Annotated in this window: 13 protein-coding genes and 1 tRNA gene; 6 read left to right on the top strand and 8 right to left on the bottom strand. The window is 56.9% G+C overall.

Translation table 11 applies throughout. From position 1 onward, the window contains the following. Window positions 1–96 precede the first annotated feature (96 nt). The 3 genes from AS89_RS0115475 (at window position 97) to AS89_RS0115465 (ending at window position 3,253) form a co-directional block, all read left to right on the top strand. The gene (locus AS89_RS0115475; RefSeq protein ID WP_237709711.1) at window positions 97–1,059 is read left to right on the top strand and encodes an MlaA family lipoprotein; all 963 of its coding nucleotides are present in this window, start codon (window positions 97–99) and stop codon (window positions 1,057–1,059) included. Between the two features lie 31 nt (window positions 1,060–1,090). Next, window positions 1,091–2,317, top strand: coding sequence for a SpoIIE family protein phosphatase (locus tag AS89_RS0115470; RefSeq protein ID WP_010133630.1), 1,227 nt, complete (start codon window positions 1,091–1,093; stop codon window positions 2,315–2,317). Window positions 2,318–2,713: 396 nt separating this feature from the next. Then, window positions 2,714–3,253, top strand: coding sequence for an STAS domain-containing protein (locus AS89_RS0115465; protein ID WP_010133629.1), 540 nt, complete (start codon window positions 2,714–2,716; stop codon window positions 3,251–3,253). A 15-nt stretch (window positions 3,254–3,268) separates the two neighbouring features. On the opposite strand, the gene AS89_RS0115460 is transcribed toward AS89_RS0115465, so the two are convergent. From AS89_RS0115460 to AS89_RS0115440, 5 genes are read right to left on the bottom strand one after another with little or no spacing between them, the layout of a single operon-like run. After that, entirely contained in the window at window positions 3,269–3,736 is a 468-nt protein-coding gene (locus tag AS89_RS0115460) for a TerB family tellurite resistance protein (protein WP_010133628.1), read from the bottom strand. 52 nt (window positions 3,737–3,788) lie between these two features. Then, window positions 3,789–4,736 (bottom strand): transaldolase, encoded by a 948-nt coding sequence (tal, locus tag AS89_RS0115455; protein WP_029250085.1) that lies wholly within the window; start codon window positions 4,734–4,736, stop codon window positions 3,789–3,791. Between the two features lie 48 nt (window positions 4,737–4,784). Further along, window positions 4,785–5,834 (bottom strand): tRNA dihydrouridine(20/20a) synthase DusA, encoded by a 1,050-nt coding sequence (gene dusA, locus AS89_RS17895; RefSeq protein ID WP_081475754.1) that lies wholly within the window; start codon window positions 5,832–5,834, stop codon window positions 4,785–4,787. A gap of 60 nt (window positions 5,835–5,894) precedes the next feature. After that, a complete protein-coding gene (locus AS89_RS17890; RefSeq protein ID WP_010133625.1) occupies window positions 5,895–7,100 on the bottom strand; it encodes a glycerol-3-phosphate dehydrogenase/oxidase in 1,206 nt (401 codons plus the stop codon). Beyond that, window positions 7,084–7,776, bottom strand: coding sequence for a glycerophosphoryl diester phosphodiesterase (locus AS89_RS0115440; RefSeq protein ID WP_010133624.1), 693 nt, complete (start codon window positions 7,774–7,776; stop codon window positions 7,084–7,086). The genes AS89_RS17890 and AS89_RS0115440 overlap by 17 nt, the downstream gene beginning before the upstream one ends. A gap of 651 nt (window positions 7,777–8,427) precedes the next feature. Here AS89_RS0115440 and AS89_RS0115430 point away from each other — a divergent pair. Beyond that, window positions 8,428–9,120 carry a fimbrial biogenesis chaperone gene (locus AS89_RS0115430; protein ID WP_010133622.1) on the top strand — a complete coding sequence of 231 codons (693 nt, stop codon included), beginning with the start codon at window positions 8,428–8,430 and terminating at the stop codon, window positions 9,118–9,120. Here AS89_RS0115430 and AS89_RS0115425 read toward each other — a convergent pair. Genes AS89_RS0115425 through AS89_RS0115410 form a run of 3 tightly spaced genes read right to left on the bottom strand, consistent with a single transcriptional unit; the run spans window position 9,101 to window position 13,182 of the window. Then, a complete protein-coding gene (locus AS89_RS0115425) occupies window positions 9,101–10,057 on the bottom strand; it encodes a hypothetical protein (protein WP_010133621.1) in 957 nt (318 codons plus the stop codon). The two genes, AS89_RS0115430 and AS89_RS0115425, sit on opposite strands and share 20 nt — an antisense overlap. Before the next feature lie 6 nt (window positions 10,058–10,063). Continuing rightward, window positions 10,064–12,568, bottom strand: coding sequence for a TcfC E-set like domain-containing protein (locus tag AS89_RS0115420; RefSeq protein ID WP_138976425.1), 2,505 nt, complete (start codon window positions 12,566–12,568; stop codon window positions 10,064–10,066). Window positions 12,569–12,624: 56 nt separating this feature from the next. Beyond that, the gene (locus AS89_RS0115410; RefSeq protein ID WP_010133618.1) at window positions 12,625–13,182 is read right to left on the bottom strand and encodes a hypothetical protein; all 558 of its coding nucleotides are present in this window, start codon (window positions 13,180–13,182) and stop codon (window positions 12,625–12,627) included. A gap of 324 nt (window positions 13,183–13,506) precedes the next feature. On the opposite strand from AS89_RS0115410, the gene gltX reads away from it, so the two are divergent. Both gltX and AS89_RS0115400 read left to right on the top strand, forming a co-directional pair. After that, on the top strand, window positions 13,507–14,982 hold the full coding sequence (gltX, locus tag AS89_RS0115405) for a glutamate--tRNA ligase (protein WP_010133617.1): 1,476 nt from the start codon (window positions 13,507–13,509) through the stop codon (window positions 14,980–14,982). A gap of 165 nt (window positions 14,983–15,147) precedes the next feature. Beyond that, window positions 15,148–15,223, top strand: a tRNA-Ala gene (locus tag AS89_RS0115400). The last annotated feature ends 123 nt before the right edge of the window (window positions 15,224–15,346 follow it).

The raw sequence follows: 15,346 nt of genomic DNA, 5'->3' as shown, positions 1-15,346 counted from the left end.
CTGCTATGCTGGCATTACTGCCAGTGTTAAGATTGCGCAAACGGAAACAAGAACTCTGGTTTGAATAAACGTCATCTATTTGCGAGGAGCAGGGATTTGCTTAGCCGCACACATTTGTCCGCGTGGACCCTGGTTGTACTCCTGTCGGCTCCACCGGTGCTGGCGCAAGATTCATCCGATCCTTTCGCGGAAATTCCCAACGAGACCCCTGCAGCCGCTCCAGCTTCGAATACGCCGGCTGGTAGCGATGCGTCTGCGTCCGACCCATTTGCCACCGAAACTGACGCCGGCGGCGCAGCGGGAGAGGGTGATGCCGAGTCGACTACCGATGCATCCGGTGAGTTCGGCGCGGGCTTCGAAGACGAGTATGGCTTTGACCCGGCCGATGAATTTGCCAGTGCGGAAGAGCCGCAAGAGCGCGACCCCTGGGAGGGTTTCAACCGCGCCATGTTCCGCTTTAACGATACCGCGGACCGCTGGTTCCTGAAGCCCACCGCGGTGAGCTACCGCCAGGTTACCCCGATCTTTATGCAGACCGGCGTCTCCAATTTTTTCTCCAACCTGCGCGAAGTCAACAACATACTGAACGGTGTGTTGCAGTGGAAGTGGGGGCAGGCAGGCAACGACACCGGCCGCTTCCTGATCAACAGCACCGTTGGCTTGGTCGGTCTGCTCGATGTTGCCCAGTATATGGGCCTGGAACCCGGTGACGGCGAAGACTTCGGGCAAACGCTGGCAGTGTGGGGGGTGCCTTCCGGCCCCTACCTGGTCGTGCCGCTGCTCGGGCCGTCCACGGTGCGCGATGTGCCGGGCGAAGTGGTAATGTGGTACACCAACCCGTTGGCCTACATCGACAACAGCTCTGTTGAATACAGCCTCAGGCTGTTGAATGTGGTGCAAACGCGCGCGAGCCTGCTGCAGGCGGAATCTCTGCTGCAGGGCGACGTCGACCGCTACGTGTTAATGCGCGATGCCTACCTGCAGCGCCGGGACTACCTGATCAGCGACGGTGAACAGGAAGACGATTTCGGCGGCGATATGGATGAATACGATTTCTGACACAGCCCCGCACACAACTCGGTCTCATTCTTTGACCGATGCATCCGCTGACGCTGCCGAGGGCGTCAGCGAGCGCTACTGCCTGCTTCTGATCGATCCCGATCAACCCTGCTGCGACCAATTGCAAAACGCCCTCGCACGGCTTGGTTACACCGTAACCCTGGTCCATTGCGGCCTGGACGCGATCGCCTGCTTTGACCCGAACAAGTACGAACTGGTGATTACCGACCTGCATCTGCCCGACATGGGTGGGCTTGAAGTGTTGCGCAAGATAAAGGGGCTGTGTGCCGAAACCCCGGTGGTGGTGGTCGCGTCCGACAGTGCGGTGAACGATGTGGTGCAGGCTCTGCGCCTTGGCGCCAGCGATTATTTGTTAAAGCCCATTGCCGATGACGGAGTGATTGATCACGCGATCATCCGCGTGGCGGAATCGAGGAAACTCACCCAGCAGAACCGCGCGTACCGCGAAGCGCTGGAGCACCGCAACCGCGAAATGCAGGAGCATATTGAACTGCTGCAGCGGGATCACGAGGCCGGTCGCCAACTGCAGCAGCATCTTTTACCGCGCAGCCCCTACCAGTACCCCGCAGGTATTGAGGCTGCCTATCGTCTACAACCTTCGCTGTACCTGAGTGGCGACTTCGTCGACTACGGCCTGTTTGGCGAACGGTTTGTGGCGTTTTATCTGGTGGACGTTTCTGGGCACGGCGTGTCCTCGGCGCTTATCACCGCACTGATCAAGCACAGCATCATGCACCTGCTGCGCGAGCGCCCTCTGTTCAGCCAACTCGACACCATCGACCAGGACATCACCGCCGTTCTGGAAATGATCAATGCGGAACTGGTGGCCACCAGCCTCGACAAGCATGCGAGCATGTTTGTCGGTGTGGTGGATAGCCGTGCGCGCCAACTGCACTATGCCGTAGCCGGTCAGGTACCGATGCCGGCATTGGTTACCGCAGAAGGGGCGCACTGGCTCCCCGGTAAGGGGCGCCCGCTCGGGCTGTTCCACCGCGGCGGCTGGGAGGTACGCCATCTTGCATTGCCAGCGTGCTGGCGGCTGGTGACCTGCTCCGACGGCGTGCTGGAATTACTGGAAGGCAATCTGCTGGAAAAGGAAGAGGCGCTGCTGAAGATGATCGACGCGAGCCGCGGCGACCTCAACAGCCTGTGCGCGGCGTTGAAGGTGGACACCGCGGAATCCCTGCCGGACGATATTGCCATTCTCACCATGCGACAGGACCCTGTCACTGACTAAATACTCGCTTTCGGTCGTGTGGCTGCTTGGTCACCGCTCGGCCCGAATATTGCTTCATACTTGCATAGCCGTCTTTTACACCGCCGTTTATTCTCGGTTCATGAGCGGTTCAGCAGCGCTATACGAGACTGATCATGTGGCGGATATCCCCTGGGTAGCCTGATATTCTGCGGTTACGCGCAAGGGGAGCCACACTGGTCTTGTCAGCGCTGTCGGGCAGGAGTAAGCTCCGCCAAGTCAAGGGCATTCAATCGGTACGGGCGCACCAAGCATTGGCACCCGGTCCGCATTGCTTGCGCCAGCTATGCACAAGGAAGCGTGCTGCGGTCACAAGCCGCAACTTAACCGTCTCGCACCTTCGTCTGGGATCAGGGCAAGGTGTGCTTGAGGTCAACTATGCAGTCCGGGCAGATAATGGTTGGTGACCACCAGGGCATTTATGTCGTCAAGCTGGTGGGTGATGTGCGCCTCAATCTGTGTACTTCTTTCGATAACTTTATCGACAAGATGTTCTCGCACAGTGATTTTCGCGGTGTCGTGTTTGATATGCACGACGCAGATGGTGTCGACAGCACCACCCTGGGGTTGATGGCGAAAATTGCTTTCCGCTGCGAAGCCAGCAACGGCAGCAAGCCGGTGGTGTTGTGTGAAGACCGCGGTCTACTACACCTGCTGGATTCCATGGGCTTCGAGGAGCTGATGGAGATTTCCGGCGACGCCGATAACGACGCCTACCAGGCGAGCCCCGCGCCTCTGCAATGCCGCGCACCCGATGAGCACAGCGCCCGTGAAATGGTGCTGGAAGCGCACAAGGTGCTGATGAGCATGAACGAGCAGAACCAAGAGACCTTCCGCGACCTGGTGCATGCGCTCGAGACCGAGCACGCGGCCAAGTCCCAGTCAGACAGCGGGCAGAAGTCCGTCGCCAATCACTAATCTCCCGAAGCGAATTTACTCCGCGTCCAGCTGCGACTCGTCCCGAGCTTCTGCGCGGGCGCGGGTAAACAGGCCGTGGGGCAGGTAAATCAGCTCTGCCACGCGCCGGATCAGGTGTTCCTCAAACGCGTCAATTTCCCCATCGGCAAAGGCTACCAGCCACATCTGTTTTACCAGTAGGTACTTGTCCCGCTCGCTGAAGTTGTCGTTCACGGTTTGGGTGAATTCGTACAGCGAGGTAGCTTCATTGCGCTCGCTGAGCGCACGCTCCACCATGTCCTCGGCAGTCGCTTCATCCAGTTTGTAGTGATCCCGCAGCAGTCGCACCAGGGCGCTGCGTTCGCGCTCATCCACCTTCTGGTCTGCAGTGGCAATTTCCGCCATCAGCGCAGCACTGATCATGCGCACATCTTTTTCCGGGCGCACCTCCACGCTCTCGCCAGCGCCAATCTGTTCGAACAGTTTGCGAAGCTGATGCAGCATGGTGGTTTGCTCCTGATGTGTATCGTTCTGGTGCGTCGCAGTATCTGTGAGGTTAACGCGCTTCCTCAAGCAGGGCTTCCAGCTTGAGCTGGTCGGCGACAAAGTTGCGAATGCCTTCGGCAAGCTTTTCTGTGGCCATGGCATCGGCGTTCAGCTGGTAGCGGAATTCCGCCTCCGATAGTGGCTGCTCCGGCTTGGCCTGCGGCACAACATCCTCGCTCAAGCCGGTCGCCAATTCGCCCTCATCGTCCTGCAGTTCCTGCAGTAGCTGAGGACTGATGGTCAGGCGGTCGCAGCCGGCCAGGGCTTCGATTTCGCCGGTATTGCGGAAGCTGGCACCCATCACAATGGTCGGGTAGCCACGGGACTTGTAGTACTCGTAGATGCTCGCCACCGACAACACGCCAGGGTCATCCTGAGCAGTGTAGTCATCGCGCCCGGTGCTGGCCTTGTACCAGTCGAGAATACGCCCCACAAACGGCGAGATCAGGGTGACGCCGGCCTCGGCGCAGGCCACAGCCTGGCACTGGCTGAACAGCAAGGTGAGGTTACAGTGAATGCCTTCTTTTTCCAGCAGTGAGGCGGCGGCAATGCCTTCCCAGGTGGAGGCCAGCTTGATCAGCACGCGTTCGCGCCCCACGCCTTCCTGCTCGTACAGAGTGATCAGGCGGCGCGCGTATTCCACGCTGGCACGGGTGTCGAAGGACAGGCGCGCATCCACTTCGGTGGAAACCAGGCCGGGGACGATCTGCAGAATTTCCTTGCCGATGGACACCGCCAGCTTCATCGAAGCTTGCGCGATGACATCGCCACCCTGGGTTTCCGCCCAGGCCAAAGCGTCCTTCACGTGCTGCTGGTATTGCGGCAGCTGAGCGGCTTTCAACAGCAGGGACGGGTTGGTGGTGGCATCCTGCGGCTGATAACGGCGGATGGCCTCGATATCGCCGGTATCGGCGACCACCAGGCTGCGCTTCTTGAGTTGTTCCAGTTTGTTCATTATCCCCACGTCCTTATCGTTAAAACCTGTATTCAAAATTCAGTCTTGCGCTTAGGCAGCGCTGGTCACCAGCCCAAGCGCCTGCTCGAGTACTTCCGGCCCGGCGCCCGCCTTGTGCGCGCGTTCGCTCAAGTGGCGGCGGAAGCGCCGCGCGCCCGGCACGCCCTGAAACAGCCCCATCATATGCCGGGTGATGTGTTTCAGGTGCTGGCCCTTCGTCAGCTCCTGCTCAATATACGGCAACATTTGTTGCACAACTTGCGCGGGGGTTGGCCCCGGTTCGCCACCAAACAGGGCCGCGTCCACATCGGCCAGCAGCGCTGGTGTCTGGTACGCCGCGCGCCCGAGCATAACACCATCGAGCAGCTGTAGATGGTGCTGGCACTCTTCGATCGAGTTGATGCCACCGTTAAGCACAATTTCCAGCTCCGGGTAATCCTTCTTTAGCTGGTACACCATGTCGTACTTGAGCGGCGGTATCTCGCGGTTTTCCTTCGGACTCAGGCCATTCAGCCAGGCCTTGCGCGCGTGCACAATAAAGGTGGTGATGCCGGCCCGGGCCTGTGCTTCCACAAAGCGTGTCAGGCCGGGGTAGTCTTCCATATCGTCGATACCGATGCGGTGCTTTACCGTCACCGGGATCGAAACCGCCTCGCGCATGGCGCCCAGGCATTCGGCTACAAGATCCGGCTCCGCCATCAGGCAGGCACCAAAGCGGCCCTTCTTCACGCGGTCACTGGGGCAGCCGCAGTTCAGGTTCAGTTCGCTGTAACCCCATTGCTCGGCAATTTCCGCACAGCGCGCCAGGTCTTGCGGGTCGCTGCCGCCCAGCTGCAGCGCAACCGGCTGCTCCTCGACGCTAAAGTCCAGGTGGCTTTGCTGGTCGCCAAACAAGATTGCACCCGTGGTCACCATTTCCGTATAAAGCAGGGCTTGCTTGCTGAACAGGCGCCAGAAGTAGCGACAGTGGCGGTCGCTCCAATCCATCAAGGGCGCGGTGCAAAAACGATGGGATACTGCCGTAGCGGTACCAGAGGTCGGGCGCGTGGCCGGATCCGTTACCCGAGGGGAGGAAGAAGATGAAGAGGGAGCGTCGGACATAAACAGCAAATCAGCGGGAAAATCTGCCCGCAGTATAACAGGCGGCAGTGGGTCAAGTACCTAGAGGTTACGCTCCTTGGCTCCCTCCTTGCTGCGCTGCTCCGAGGCCGCTGCTGCGGGGCTCCAGTCGCGGTGTGCCAGTTGCGGGCGTAATTTCTTTGCCACGCTGCGCGCGGTAGCGCGGTAACTGGTGAGCTTACCGCCGGCCACTGCAACGATGCGTGGGTGTTTGTCATCGTCACAGCAGATCATGGTTTCGCGGCTGCGGGAGAAGGGGTTGTTGTTGGCGCCTGGCAATACGCGCAAGCCGGCCCAGCTGTCGCTGAGTTCACTTAACTGCAGTGGGCGGGTTTCCGGGAAGTACTGCTTCAGGGTCCGCAGCAGGTACGCCTTCTCTTCTAGCGTAGGTTTCACCTCGGACGGATTGCCGTGGTAGGGGCGCTCGGTGGTGCCTACCAAGGTTTCGCCTTGCCAGGGCATCACAAACACCGCGCGCCCGTCTTCTGCTTCCACATAAAAAATCTTGTTGGAGATTTTCAGTGGCACCTGAATATGGGTTCCTGCCACCAATTCCAGTGGTGGCAGCTTGGCGCCGGGAGAGCACTTGCTGTTGGTTTCGCTAATCCAAGGGCCGGTGCAATTCACCAGTGCACGGCAGTGCAGGGTGTTCAACTGTCCCTGATGGAAATAATCCGCGCGCACAAAGCGGTCGGTAACCTCCGCGCCGACCAGGCTCCCAGGGCAAATCAGTTCCGCGCCCCCCCTTTCCGCGGTGCGGATGACTTCCTGAGTGAGCGCCGCGTCATCGGTTTGTGCATCGAAGTAGCGGTATACCGCAATCAGGTCATCGCTGTTCAGACCCGACAGGGCCTGGTGATCGTGGATATCAATTTTGCGAAAGCGCGACTGGGAAGAAAACACCCCGGCGAGCAGGGCATACAGGCTAAGCCCGACTCGGATCTTCCAGGGTGCCCGGCGGCTGTGCCCGTACACCGGGATCATAAACGGCACCATATGCACCAGATCTGGCTTGTTGGTCAGCAGCCAGCGGCGCTCCTTCAGGCATTCACGCACCAGCGAGAGCTGGCCACTTTCCAGGTAGCGCAGCCCGCCGTGGATCAGTTTGGAAGAGCGCGAGGAGGTGCCAGAAGCGATGGCTTCCTGCTCGAGGATCGCCACGCGGTAGCCTTCGGACGTCAGCGCCTCGGCAACGCCCGCCCCCTGAATACCAGCGCCGACAACCAGAACATCATATTCCGTAGACATTGCTGGCCTCGCGCGAGCGCATTAGCAGCGGCAGGTTGCCGGTGAGTATGTGGTGGGCACCCCGGTGACGCCAGTGCACCGCGCCCTGGGTGGTATTGATCTCATGCACCACCCATTGCCAGGGGCCGGGTGGCAGCTCCTGGCAGTCTACTGCAGCCTGATCAATCAGCAGGTAATCCGGTGCCAGGGTCACCACTTCTGCAGACAGGCAGTGGGACACACTGGGTACACGCAGCGCCACCACATCAAAGCCCAGGTTGCGTGCCAGCCGCAGGCTGCGCAGGTCCGAGGTGAGCAACACAAAGTTTTCGGTAGACCCATGAATTTCCTCCAGCAGGCGCTGGATTGCCGCCTCGGCACCGATCTGCGCCAGGGTCTCCGGATTCAGCTCCACAAACCACTCCAGATGGCGGTGGCGGTTGGCCCAGTCTACCAGCTGCTGGAAGCTGCTGAGCGGCAGCGTCTTGAGATCTTTGTCTTTCAGGCAGCGCAGTGGCGCAGAAATCGCCGCATGTGGGAACTCCATACCATCACCGGTACAGCACCACGGGGTCTGGTTCTTGCTGAACTGCACTTCGGTAGCGATGGCGCAGGCGCCAAGACCATGGGCGGCCTCGAAGGCGGCAAGGGTATTTTCCGGATGGTGGATTTTGTCGCCCAAGTGCGCAATCAACATCGATAGGGGTTCCCGCCAGGCGTAGCCTTATTGTGTGGAAAAGGAGGGAGATACCGCAAAATCTCTAATTGAAAAATAGTTGCTGTGAGAGGGGTTGCAAGGATGCAGAGGAGAATGTCTGACGCCTAACTCCACAAGCCCTATTTGCAGCTCTCTGGCTTCCTTTAGGCCGCGCGTACCGGGGCTACACTCGTTGTATGGGACGTTTTTGATTTCCCGGGACCGAGTGTTAGAAGTATGGAAGTTGGCAACTTGGGCAGACTTAAGTATTCCGTCGCCATCTGCTGCTTGTGGATGGCTACAAGCGGCTATTCGGGGCTAGGCGTAGCGAGCACCCCTGTGTCAGCGAGTGCCTCCGCCAAGATAACATTGAGGATCTCCCCTAGAGCAAGGGTGGAGGTAGAAAAAGAAGCCAAGTCTGCAATCTTTTGTGTGGCTGGTGTGCCAGCCAATCGGTATCAGATCGTTGTACGGGAAAGCGGTGCTGCCCAGAGAGCGTCGAGGTTAGTGGAGGGGCAGAAAGGACGGTACTGCATTGCGGATGTAGCTTATGAGCAGGTTGGTCTCATTATTATCATGGCGCAGTAGTTGTTTCCCCGGCCTTTGCCATTAAAATGTGTCGTCAAGAAAAATATTGGTCGATAACATCTGATGAAAAAAATTATAACGGGCGCGGTGTTCCTGCTTCTGACGATGCCGGCCCTGGCCGGTATGTCTTTGGATAAAATTATTGTATACCTCGATGATTCCCCTAACGTTCGGGAAGATATAGTCGTATCCAATCCGGATGAAGAAACGTTATATCTTAAAACCGAAGTCTACCGAGTGGACAATCCGGGTTTTGAGGATGAAAAGCGTATTCGTGTGGTGGACCCTAAAGAGTTCAAGCTGCTCGTTAGCCCTGCCAAAGCCGTAATAGGTAGTGGCGAAAGCAAACGCTTTCGCATGATGTCCCTTGAGCGTGATCTGACAAAAGAAAAAGTGTATCGGGTCACCTTCCGGCCCGTTGTGGGAGATATTGAAAGTGACCGCACTGCGGTGAAAATTCTAGTCGCCTATCAGGCCCTGATATTCGTGCAGCCGCAGAATGGCAAGTATCAACTTGAGGTCACTAGGCAGGGCGACCGCTGGTCGCTGAAGAATAATGGAAATATCAATGTGGAAGTTTCAAATGTGCAGTACTGCCCAGACGCACTGAATTGCCAGAAGCTCAATGTCGGCGGACGGTTGTATGCAGGTAACACCGTAAGCCTGGATGTGCCAATGCAAGGCGGGGAGCTAGTGCTGCTGGCGCAGGGGCGAGAGGCTGAGCAGATCCGCCTTCCTATTCCGGTGTCACAGTAACTGTCAGCGTATCGGTATACGTTTGCTCAGATGCTTGCTGCCAAGATGACGCCGGGATGGAAATGATGACCGTGGCGTTATCGGTATTACAAACTATGCCGCTCTCTCGCACAAAGCTGCCGGCAATGTTACCCGCGGAGTCTGGGGTGATGCCTGCTGTGGCGCTCACGGAATTTGTGAAGGCCGGATTGTACGGCATACTGGACTGAAGCCCCGTCAGAAGGTATGGCGCTGCACCTGCTCCACCCGTCGCTCCGTTTTGACTGGAAAGTTGCACTCGGTATCGTGCAAAGCCAGCCCCGCCAACACAGATTCTCTCTTCCCCCTGGATCGCCTGACCCGCACTCGCACTGCCCGTTGATAGATCCATGTCATCAAAGTTCTTCACCACAATCCTCCTGGGAACAGAAAGAGTAATAGTGAATCTGATGCGGAGATTCCTCACAAACCCGAATATGGAATACCGTTCAATCAGAAAATCAAAGTCACCGGAGTAGGGGCCGCTATCCAGTGTGTCAGGGTTGGCAATCGCCAGGGTAAGTGAAGCATTGCGTGCATTTGGGCCGCCCGGATAATTCCCTTGCGGTACATTCGGAAGAAGTTGCGCGGTTGTGGAGCCCTGCGTTGTGTAGGAGAGTGAGAAGTCGGCACCTTGGCTTCCGGAGAAGAGGGTAAATGTGGAGGTGTCGAGAGGTATCACAGTGATACGATAGTTTCCCGCCGAGAAGAAACTATTACTCTGACTCTCTACAGTAAAAGGGATGGTGAGAGCGGATGGATAACTGACGTTCCTTGTTCCCTCCAAGCCACAAACCGCAAACCCGTTTCCTCCCGTTACGCACTGGGCGTGCGCAGCAGTAGGTAGTAGTAGCCAGAGCAGGGGTGCCAGAAGGCAGAGCGCGAATCTTTTTCTGAAAAGAATAAACAAGTCAGGCATCTTGGTCTAACCCCTATCTGTCGCGGGGCATTGCGCGCTATCCAGGTCGATGTCCCCCATATTTAGCCAGTGCGTCCCGGACTCCTGCTCATTCACCGGAACTTGGCATTCGCCAAAAAGCACAGCTGGAGTGGTTAGTCTTCGCGGATCCCCATACATTTCCATCTGGAATATCCCGAACTCATCGGTGATAGCACTATTTTGGCCTATGGATATTTTCTTGTTTGCCACTGCAGTGTTTCCGCGAATGATTCTTCCCGTTACCAAAATCAGTGGCTTAACATCGTAGTCGGTCACAGTCACATTGCCAGGGTAGAGAGTGATGGCCTTACCTGTCTCTCGAAAATCGTAGAAGCCATTCTCGAGGGGGCGCAAGGACACGTCATAGCTCTGGAAAGAGGGCAAGTTCACGACAGACCGGCTACCCCCTTTGGCGTAGCCACGGCGAATACCGTTGACGACAATTTCGAAATTTTGGTCTTCAGCACCATTGATATCAACCATTACCGCACTGTCTAACAGACGCTCACCACCCCATGCGATACCGTCGCCGTTAGCGACCAGATTGGTGCTCAAACTACCCACATAGTTTAACGTGCGCCCAGTGGCGCTGATATCGCGGTAATCAAAGTCTGTACTGATATACCCTCGATGGCCGGCGACCCGGGTGCGGCTACCCAGATATCGATCGGTCGCCGAAACTTCACCAGAAATTTGTTGCTGAACTTCTGCTGCCCAACGGTCTCCATCATTCCAGCTGGAATCAACTCCAAAGCGCGTACTTTGCGCATCGCGACGTTCGCTATCACCACGCAAGCGGGCACTGTGAGACCACTTGTCTTTGCGATAGCGAAACTCCAGGGAGGCCGTGGTTAGCTGTTCTCCATCGGCGTCACTATGGGCAAAGGTTAGATCCCCGATCCAGAATCGATTTCTAAAGAAGTTGTGCTGAAACTCAAGACTCATCAAGCGGGTCGCACCACTGATTTGGTTGTCCAGCGTAAAATCTTCAGATTCGAATGCCAGCGGGCGGTCGCGCTCTGAATATCTCAGAGATATTCTTCCAACAGGTAGCACGCTACTGAGGTTGGCCGAACGTTGCAGGTAGCCCTGCCCCAGTAGTGCGAACTTATCTGTGGGTAATGTGCGTTCACGAGACCGGAGACGACTCTCGCTGGCACCCATCGTGAAGAATGGTGTTTTCAACAGGGCGTAGAGGCGGTGTCCGCTACGATCATTGCTAGCGTAAAGGGTGCTGGGAGATATCTCGAGATGTTCGCTAATCCAGCGGCCACCGAGCTCCATTAATTGTGAGTCTTTGCTTCCTGCAATACTGGCAAACAGGCCGGTGTTGTCAAAGAGTCTGCGGGCAGTGCCGGCCTGCAAAAAGTAGTCATCGACTTGTTCTGGGAGTAATTCGTTTTGCAGCAAGCGCGCTGGTAGGCCAGCCTGAACGCTCCATTGCCATTCGCCAGGTGCAGGCAGTAACGAATCCTTGGCAAAAAACTGGGTGAATTGTGCAAGAGGGCGACCACTTTCATCGTAAGTTCTGATTTCTACTTCGTAGGCACCGCTTGGCAGTCCGCTGGTGTTCAACAGCTGGTTACCCGCCTCAAGCAGTTCACTATGCACCAATCGATTGTCTTTGTAGATTTCAACGCGCCCATACACGGGCATATTAATTTCGAGTGGGGCACCTTGTGCGTAGCTGTTGTCAGTACGGCTATTTAGTGAGCTACGGTACTCCACGCCGTAAAGGTAAGGTGACGGAACAAAGCTGCTGATAGTTCCCTGGGGTTGGATTAGCCCGGCAGAGTATGCGCGCCCCTCGAAGTCTTTGGTCCAATGCAGTTGGTAAATCTGGTTGCCATTCTCATCACTGGCAGACCATTGGCTGTGCAGCCCACTTTCGCCAAAACTCAGAATGGATTGACCGAATATCGACGCTGAACCATTGCTTTCGCCATCGTCGCTTTTCAATCCGGTCCAGGTGGCCGTCAAGTTCTGAACAATCGCTATATCACTGCTGGATTCTGGCAGGAAAGGACTGGCAATAGCTGGCTGTTGCTGAAGTAGGTCACCAGAAAAAAACAGGTCGACACGAAACCGTTCCGGGTCATAAATCACACCGAATTCTTCTGGAAAGATAACCCCGCAGGATAACTGTTGCGGTCGTCGACACAGGCGATGGGTATTTACTGGTTGCTGTTGTTTCAGCAGTTCCAGTATTTGGGCTGGTGCTGTGGTATCTGGCAGCATTTCCAGCAGCGCAGCTGGGTCTTCAAAGAGAAGGCGCTGTGGGTCAACTGTTATAGTTGTTTGGCCAACGGGGCGGTTACCGAAATAAACATCCGCCACTACCTGCTGACGTTCGGTGAGCTCGGAAAATCCCTCCGGTACAGCCGTTTCCAGAGTGAAAGCCGTCGCACCGTATGTCTGATGCGCGACAACAGCGAGCGCGAGCAGGCCGAAAGCTATCGACGATCTCATTGATGGCAGACGCGGAAACACAATGGGCGTCGGTGGGCGCCAAAAGATATCATTTTGGTGCCCACCGAGTAGGGCCGTTACTCAGCGGTAACAGTAACAGTCAGGGTGTCAGTATAATCGCCAGTCTCTGTAGCAGATTCCCACTCAGAGCTTGCGATAGAGACGATAACACGCGCATTGTCCGATCCACACGCGACATTACTTACACGTGGGTAGGTGCCGGCAACTTCACCGGTAGCGTCAGCCTGTGCACCGGTGGTGGCCGCGATGTCATCAATAAAAGCTGCGGTGTACGCCAGATTCTGACTGGTGCCGTTTAATTGGAACGGTGCGCTGCCAGTACCGCCACTGCTGCCATTCTGGCTGGTAAGGTCAACGCTATACTCTGCAAAGCCGATACCACCGACACAGATATCTTCGTAACCCACGATTGGGTTGCCCAGAGTCGCACTAGCGGTGTCCAGATCCATGTCGTCGAAGTTTGTAGTGATAATCTGGGTTGCAACGGTGAGCGTAATATCAAAATTGCCGTTGGATGAAGAAGGGCCTGCGGTGCCATCAGTGGCCGCGAAGGTAGAGGAGGCTGCTGCCAGAGCTGCCGCCGCAACGAGAGAGCGAAGCGCAAATTTTTTCATTGTAAATTTCCCTAAATCCCGAAGTGTTATCGTTGTGGGGCGCGCATTTTATGAGCTAGCCCTGGCGCCGGCTACAGCAAATTGGCGGTTTTTCCTCCAATTTCGTCGACTTATAGGTAATCATACCTTTTTTGTGATCTTAGTCACGGAATTTTCGGTATGAATTTTTCATTGGTGACGTGCCGGTCGCTTTGCGGTCACGGGCTTACCGGTAAATCGGGCGGGCATCGCACTGTGCGGGTTACGACCCCGGCGATATAATGCCGCGCCTCAAATGTCTTTCTTTCTTCCTTTATTAGTTATTTGTCCAACATCAGGTTACCAATGACCGTAAGAACCCGAATTGCACCTTCCCCCACCGGCGACCCCCACGTAGGCACGGCCTACATTGCCCTGTTCAACCAGTGCTTTGCCCACGCCCACGGTGGCCAGTTTGTACTGCGTATTGAAGATACCGACCAGGCGCGCAGTACCCCGGAGTCTGAACAGGCGATTCTCGACAGCCTGCGCTGGCTGGGTCTGGACTGGCAGGAAGGCCCGGATGTCGGCGGCCCCAACGGTCCCTACCGCCAGAGTGAGCGCGGCGACATCTACAAGAAATACTGTGACGAGCTGGTAGCCAAGGGCCATGCTTTCCATTGCTACCGCACCGCGGAAGAGCTGGACCAGCTGCGTGCACAGCTGCAGGAATCCGGCAAGGCAACCTTGAAGCCCAGCGATCTGGCCCTGCCCGCGGAAGAAGTGGAAAAGCGTAAAGCTGCCGGCGAACCCTACGTCGTGCGCATGAACGTGCCCGAGACCGGCACCTGCGTCGTGGAAGACCTGCTGCGCGGTACCATCGAAATTGACTGGGCACAGGTCGATGCACAGATCCTGCTCAAGTCCGACGGTATGCCCACCTACCACCTTGCCAACGTGGTAGACGACCACCTGATGGAAATCACCCACGTACTGCGCGGTGAGGAGTGGATTAACTCCGCACCCAAGCACAAGCTGCTGTACGAGTACTTCGGCTGGGACATGCCGGTGCTGTGCCACCTGCCGCTGCTGCGCAACCCGGACAAAACCAAACTGTCCAAGCGTAAAAACCCCACCTCCATCTTGTACTACAAGCGCGCCGGCTTTATGCCAGAAGCGCTGCTCAACTACCTCGGCCGCATGGGCTGGTCCATGCCGGACGAGAGCGAGAAGTTCACCCTGGACGAAATGCTCAAGCACTTCGACATCCAACGCGTTTCCCTCGGCGGCCCGGTATTCGATGTGGAAAAACTGAGTTGGCTGAACGGCCTGTGGATCCGCGAGCTGCAAGACGAGCAACTGGCAGACCGCTTGCAGAAGTGGCTGCTGAACCGCGATAACCTGCTCAAGGTACTGCCGCACGCCAAGGGCCGTATGGAAACCTTCGGTGACTTTATGCCGCTGGTCAGCTTCCTCGCCGCCGGCAGCCTCGGCCTCACCGAAGAGAGCTTCGCCGGCAACAAGATGGAGCTGGACGAGCAGAAGAAGCTGCTGCAATTCGCCCTGTGGCGTTTGGAAGCCCTGCGTACCTGGAACAAGGAAAACATCTTTGCCGCGGTCAAAGAGCTGTCCACCCAGATGGGCATAAAGCTCAAAGACTTCAACGCACCGCTGTTCGTCGCCATTAGCGGAACCACCGCATCCTTCTCAGTCATGGATGCCATGGACCTGCTGGGCGCCGACCTCAGCCGCGCCCGCCTGCGCCAGGCCATCGACGTGCTCGGCGGTGCCGGTAAAAAGGTGCTGAAGCGCTGGGACAAGGAGTACGCAGGCCTGGCGTAAGCCTCAGCCTGGGCGCAAGCGTGACCGTCATGCCGGCGCCAGCCGGCATGACGAGTGAGTCTGTAACTATTTGATTGAAAAGTTCTTTTTCTAGTTGACAGCCACCCGTGCATTGTTAAAATGCGCCCCGCTTTCGACGGAAACATCCCCGAAAGCACCCAATTTGGGGCTATAGCTCAGCTGGGAGAGCGCAACACTGGCAGTGTTGAGGTCAGCGGTTCGATCCCGCTTAGCTCCACCAAATACAAAAAAGGCCGCATCCGAAAGGATGCGGCCTTTTTTGTTTGGCGTTGAGGGTCGAACCGTTGAAAGCGGTTTGATCCCGCTGGGGGCGCAGCCTTAGCTGCCAAGAAGTCTTCTGGCT

Origin of the sequence: Microbulbifer agarilyticus S89 (genome assembly GCF_000220505.1) — a bacterium.
Lineage (GTDB): Bacteria > Pseudomonadota > Gammaproteobacteria > Pseudomonadales > Cellvibrionaceae > Microbulbifer > Microbulbifer agarilyticus_B.
The sequence above is the reverse complement of the archived record's forward strand: the minus strand, read 5'-3'. Positions and strand labels throughout refer to the sequence as shown.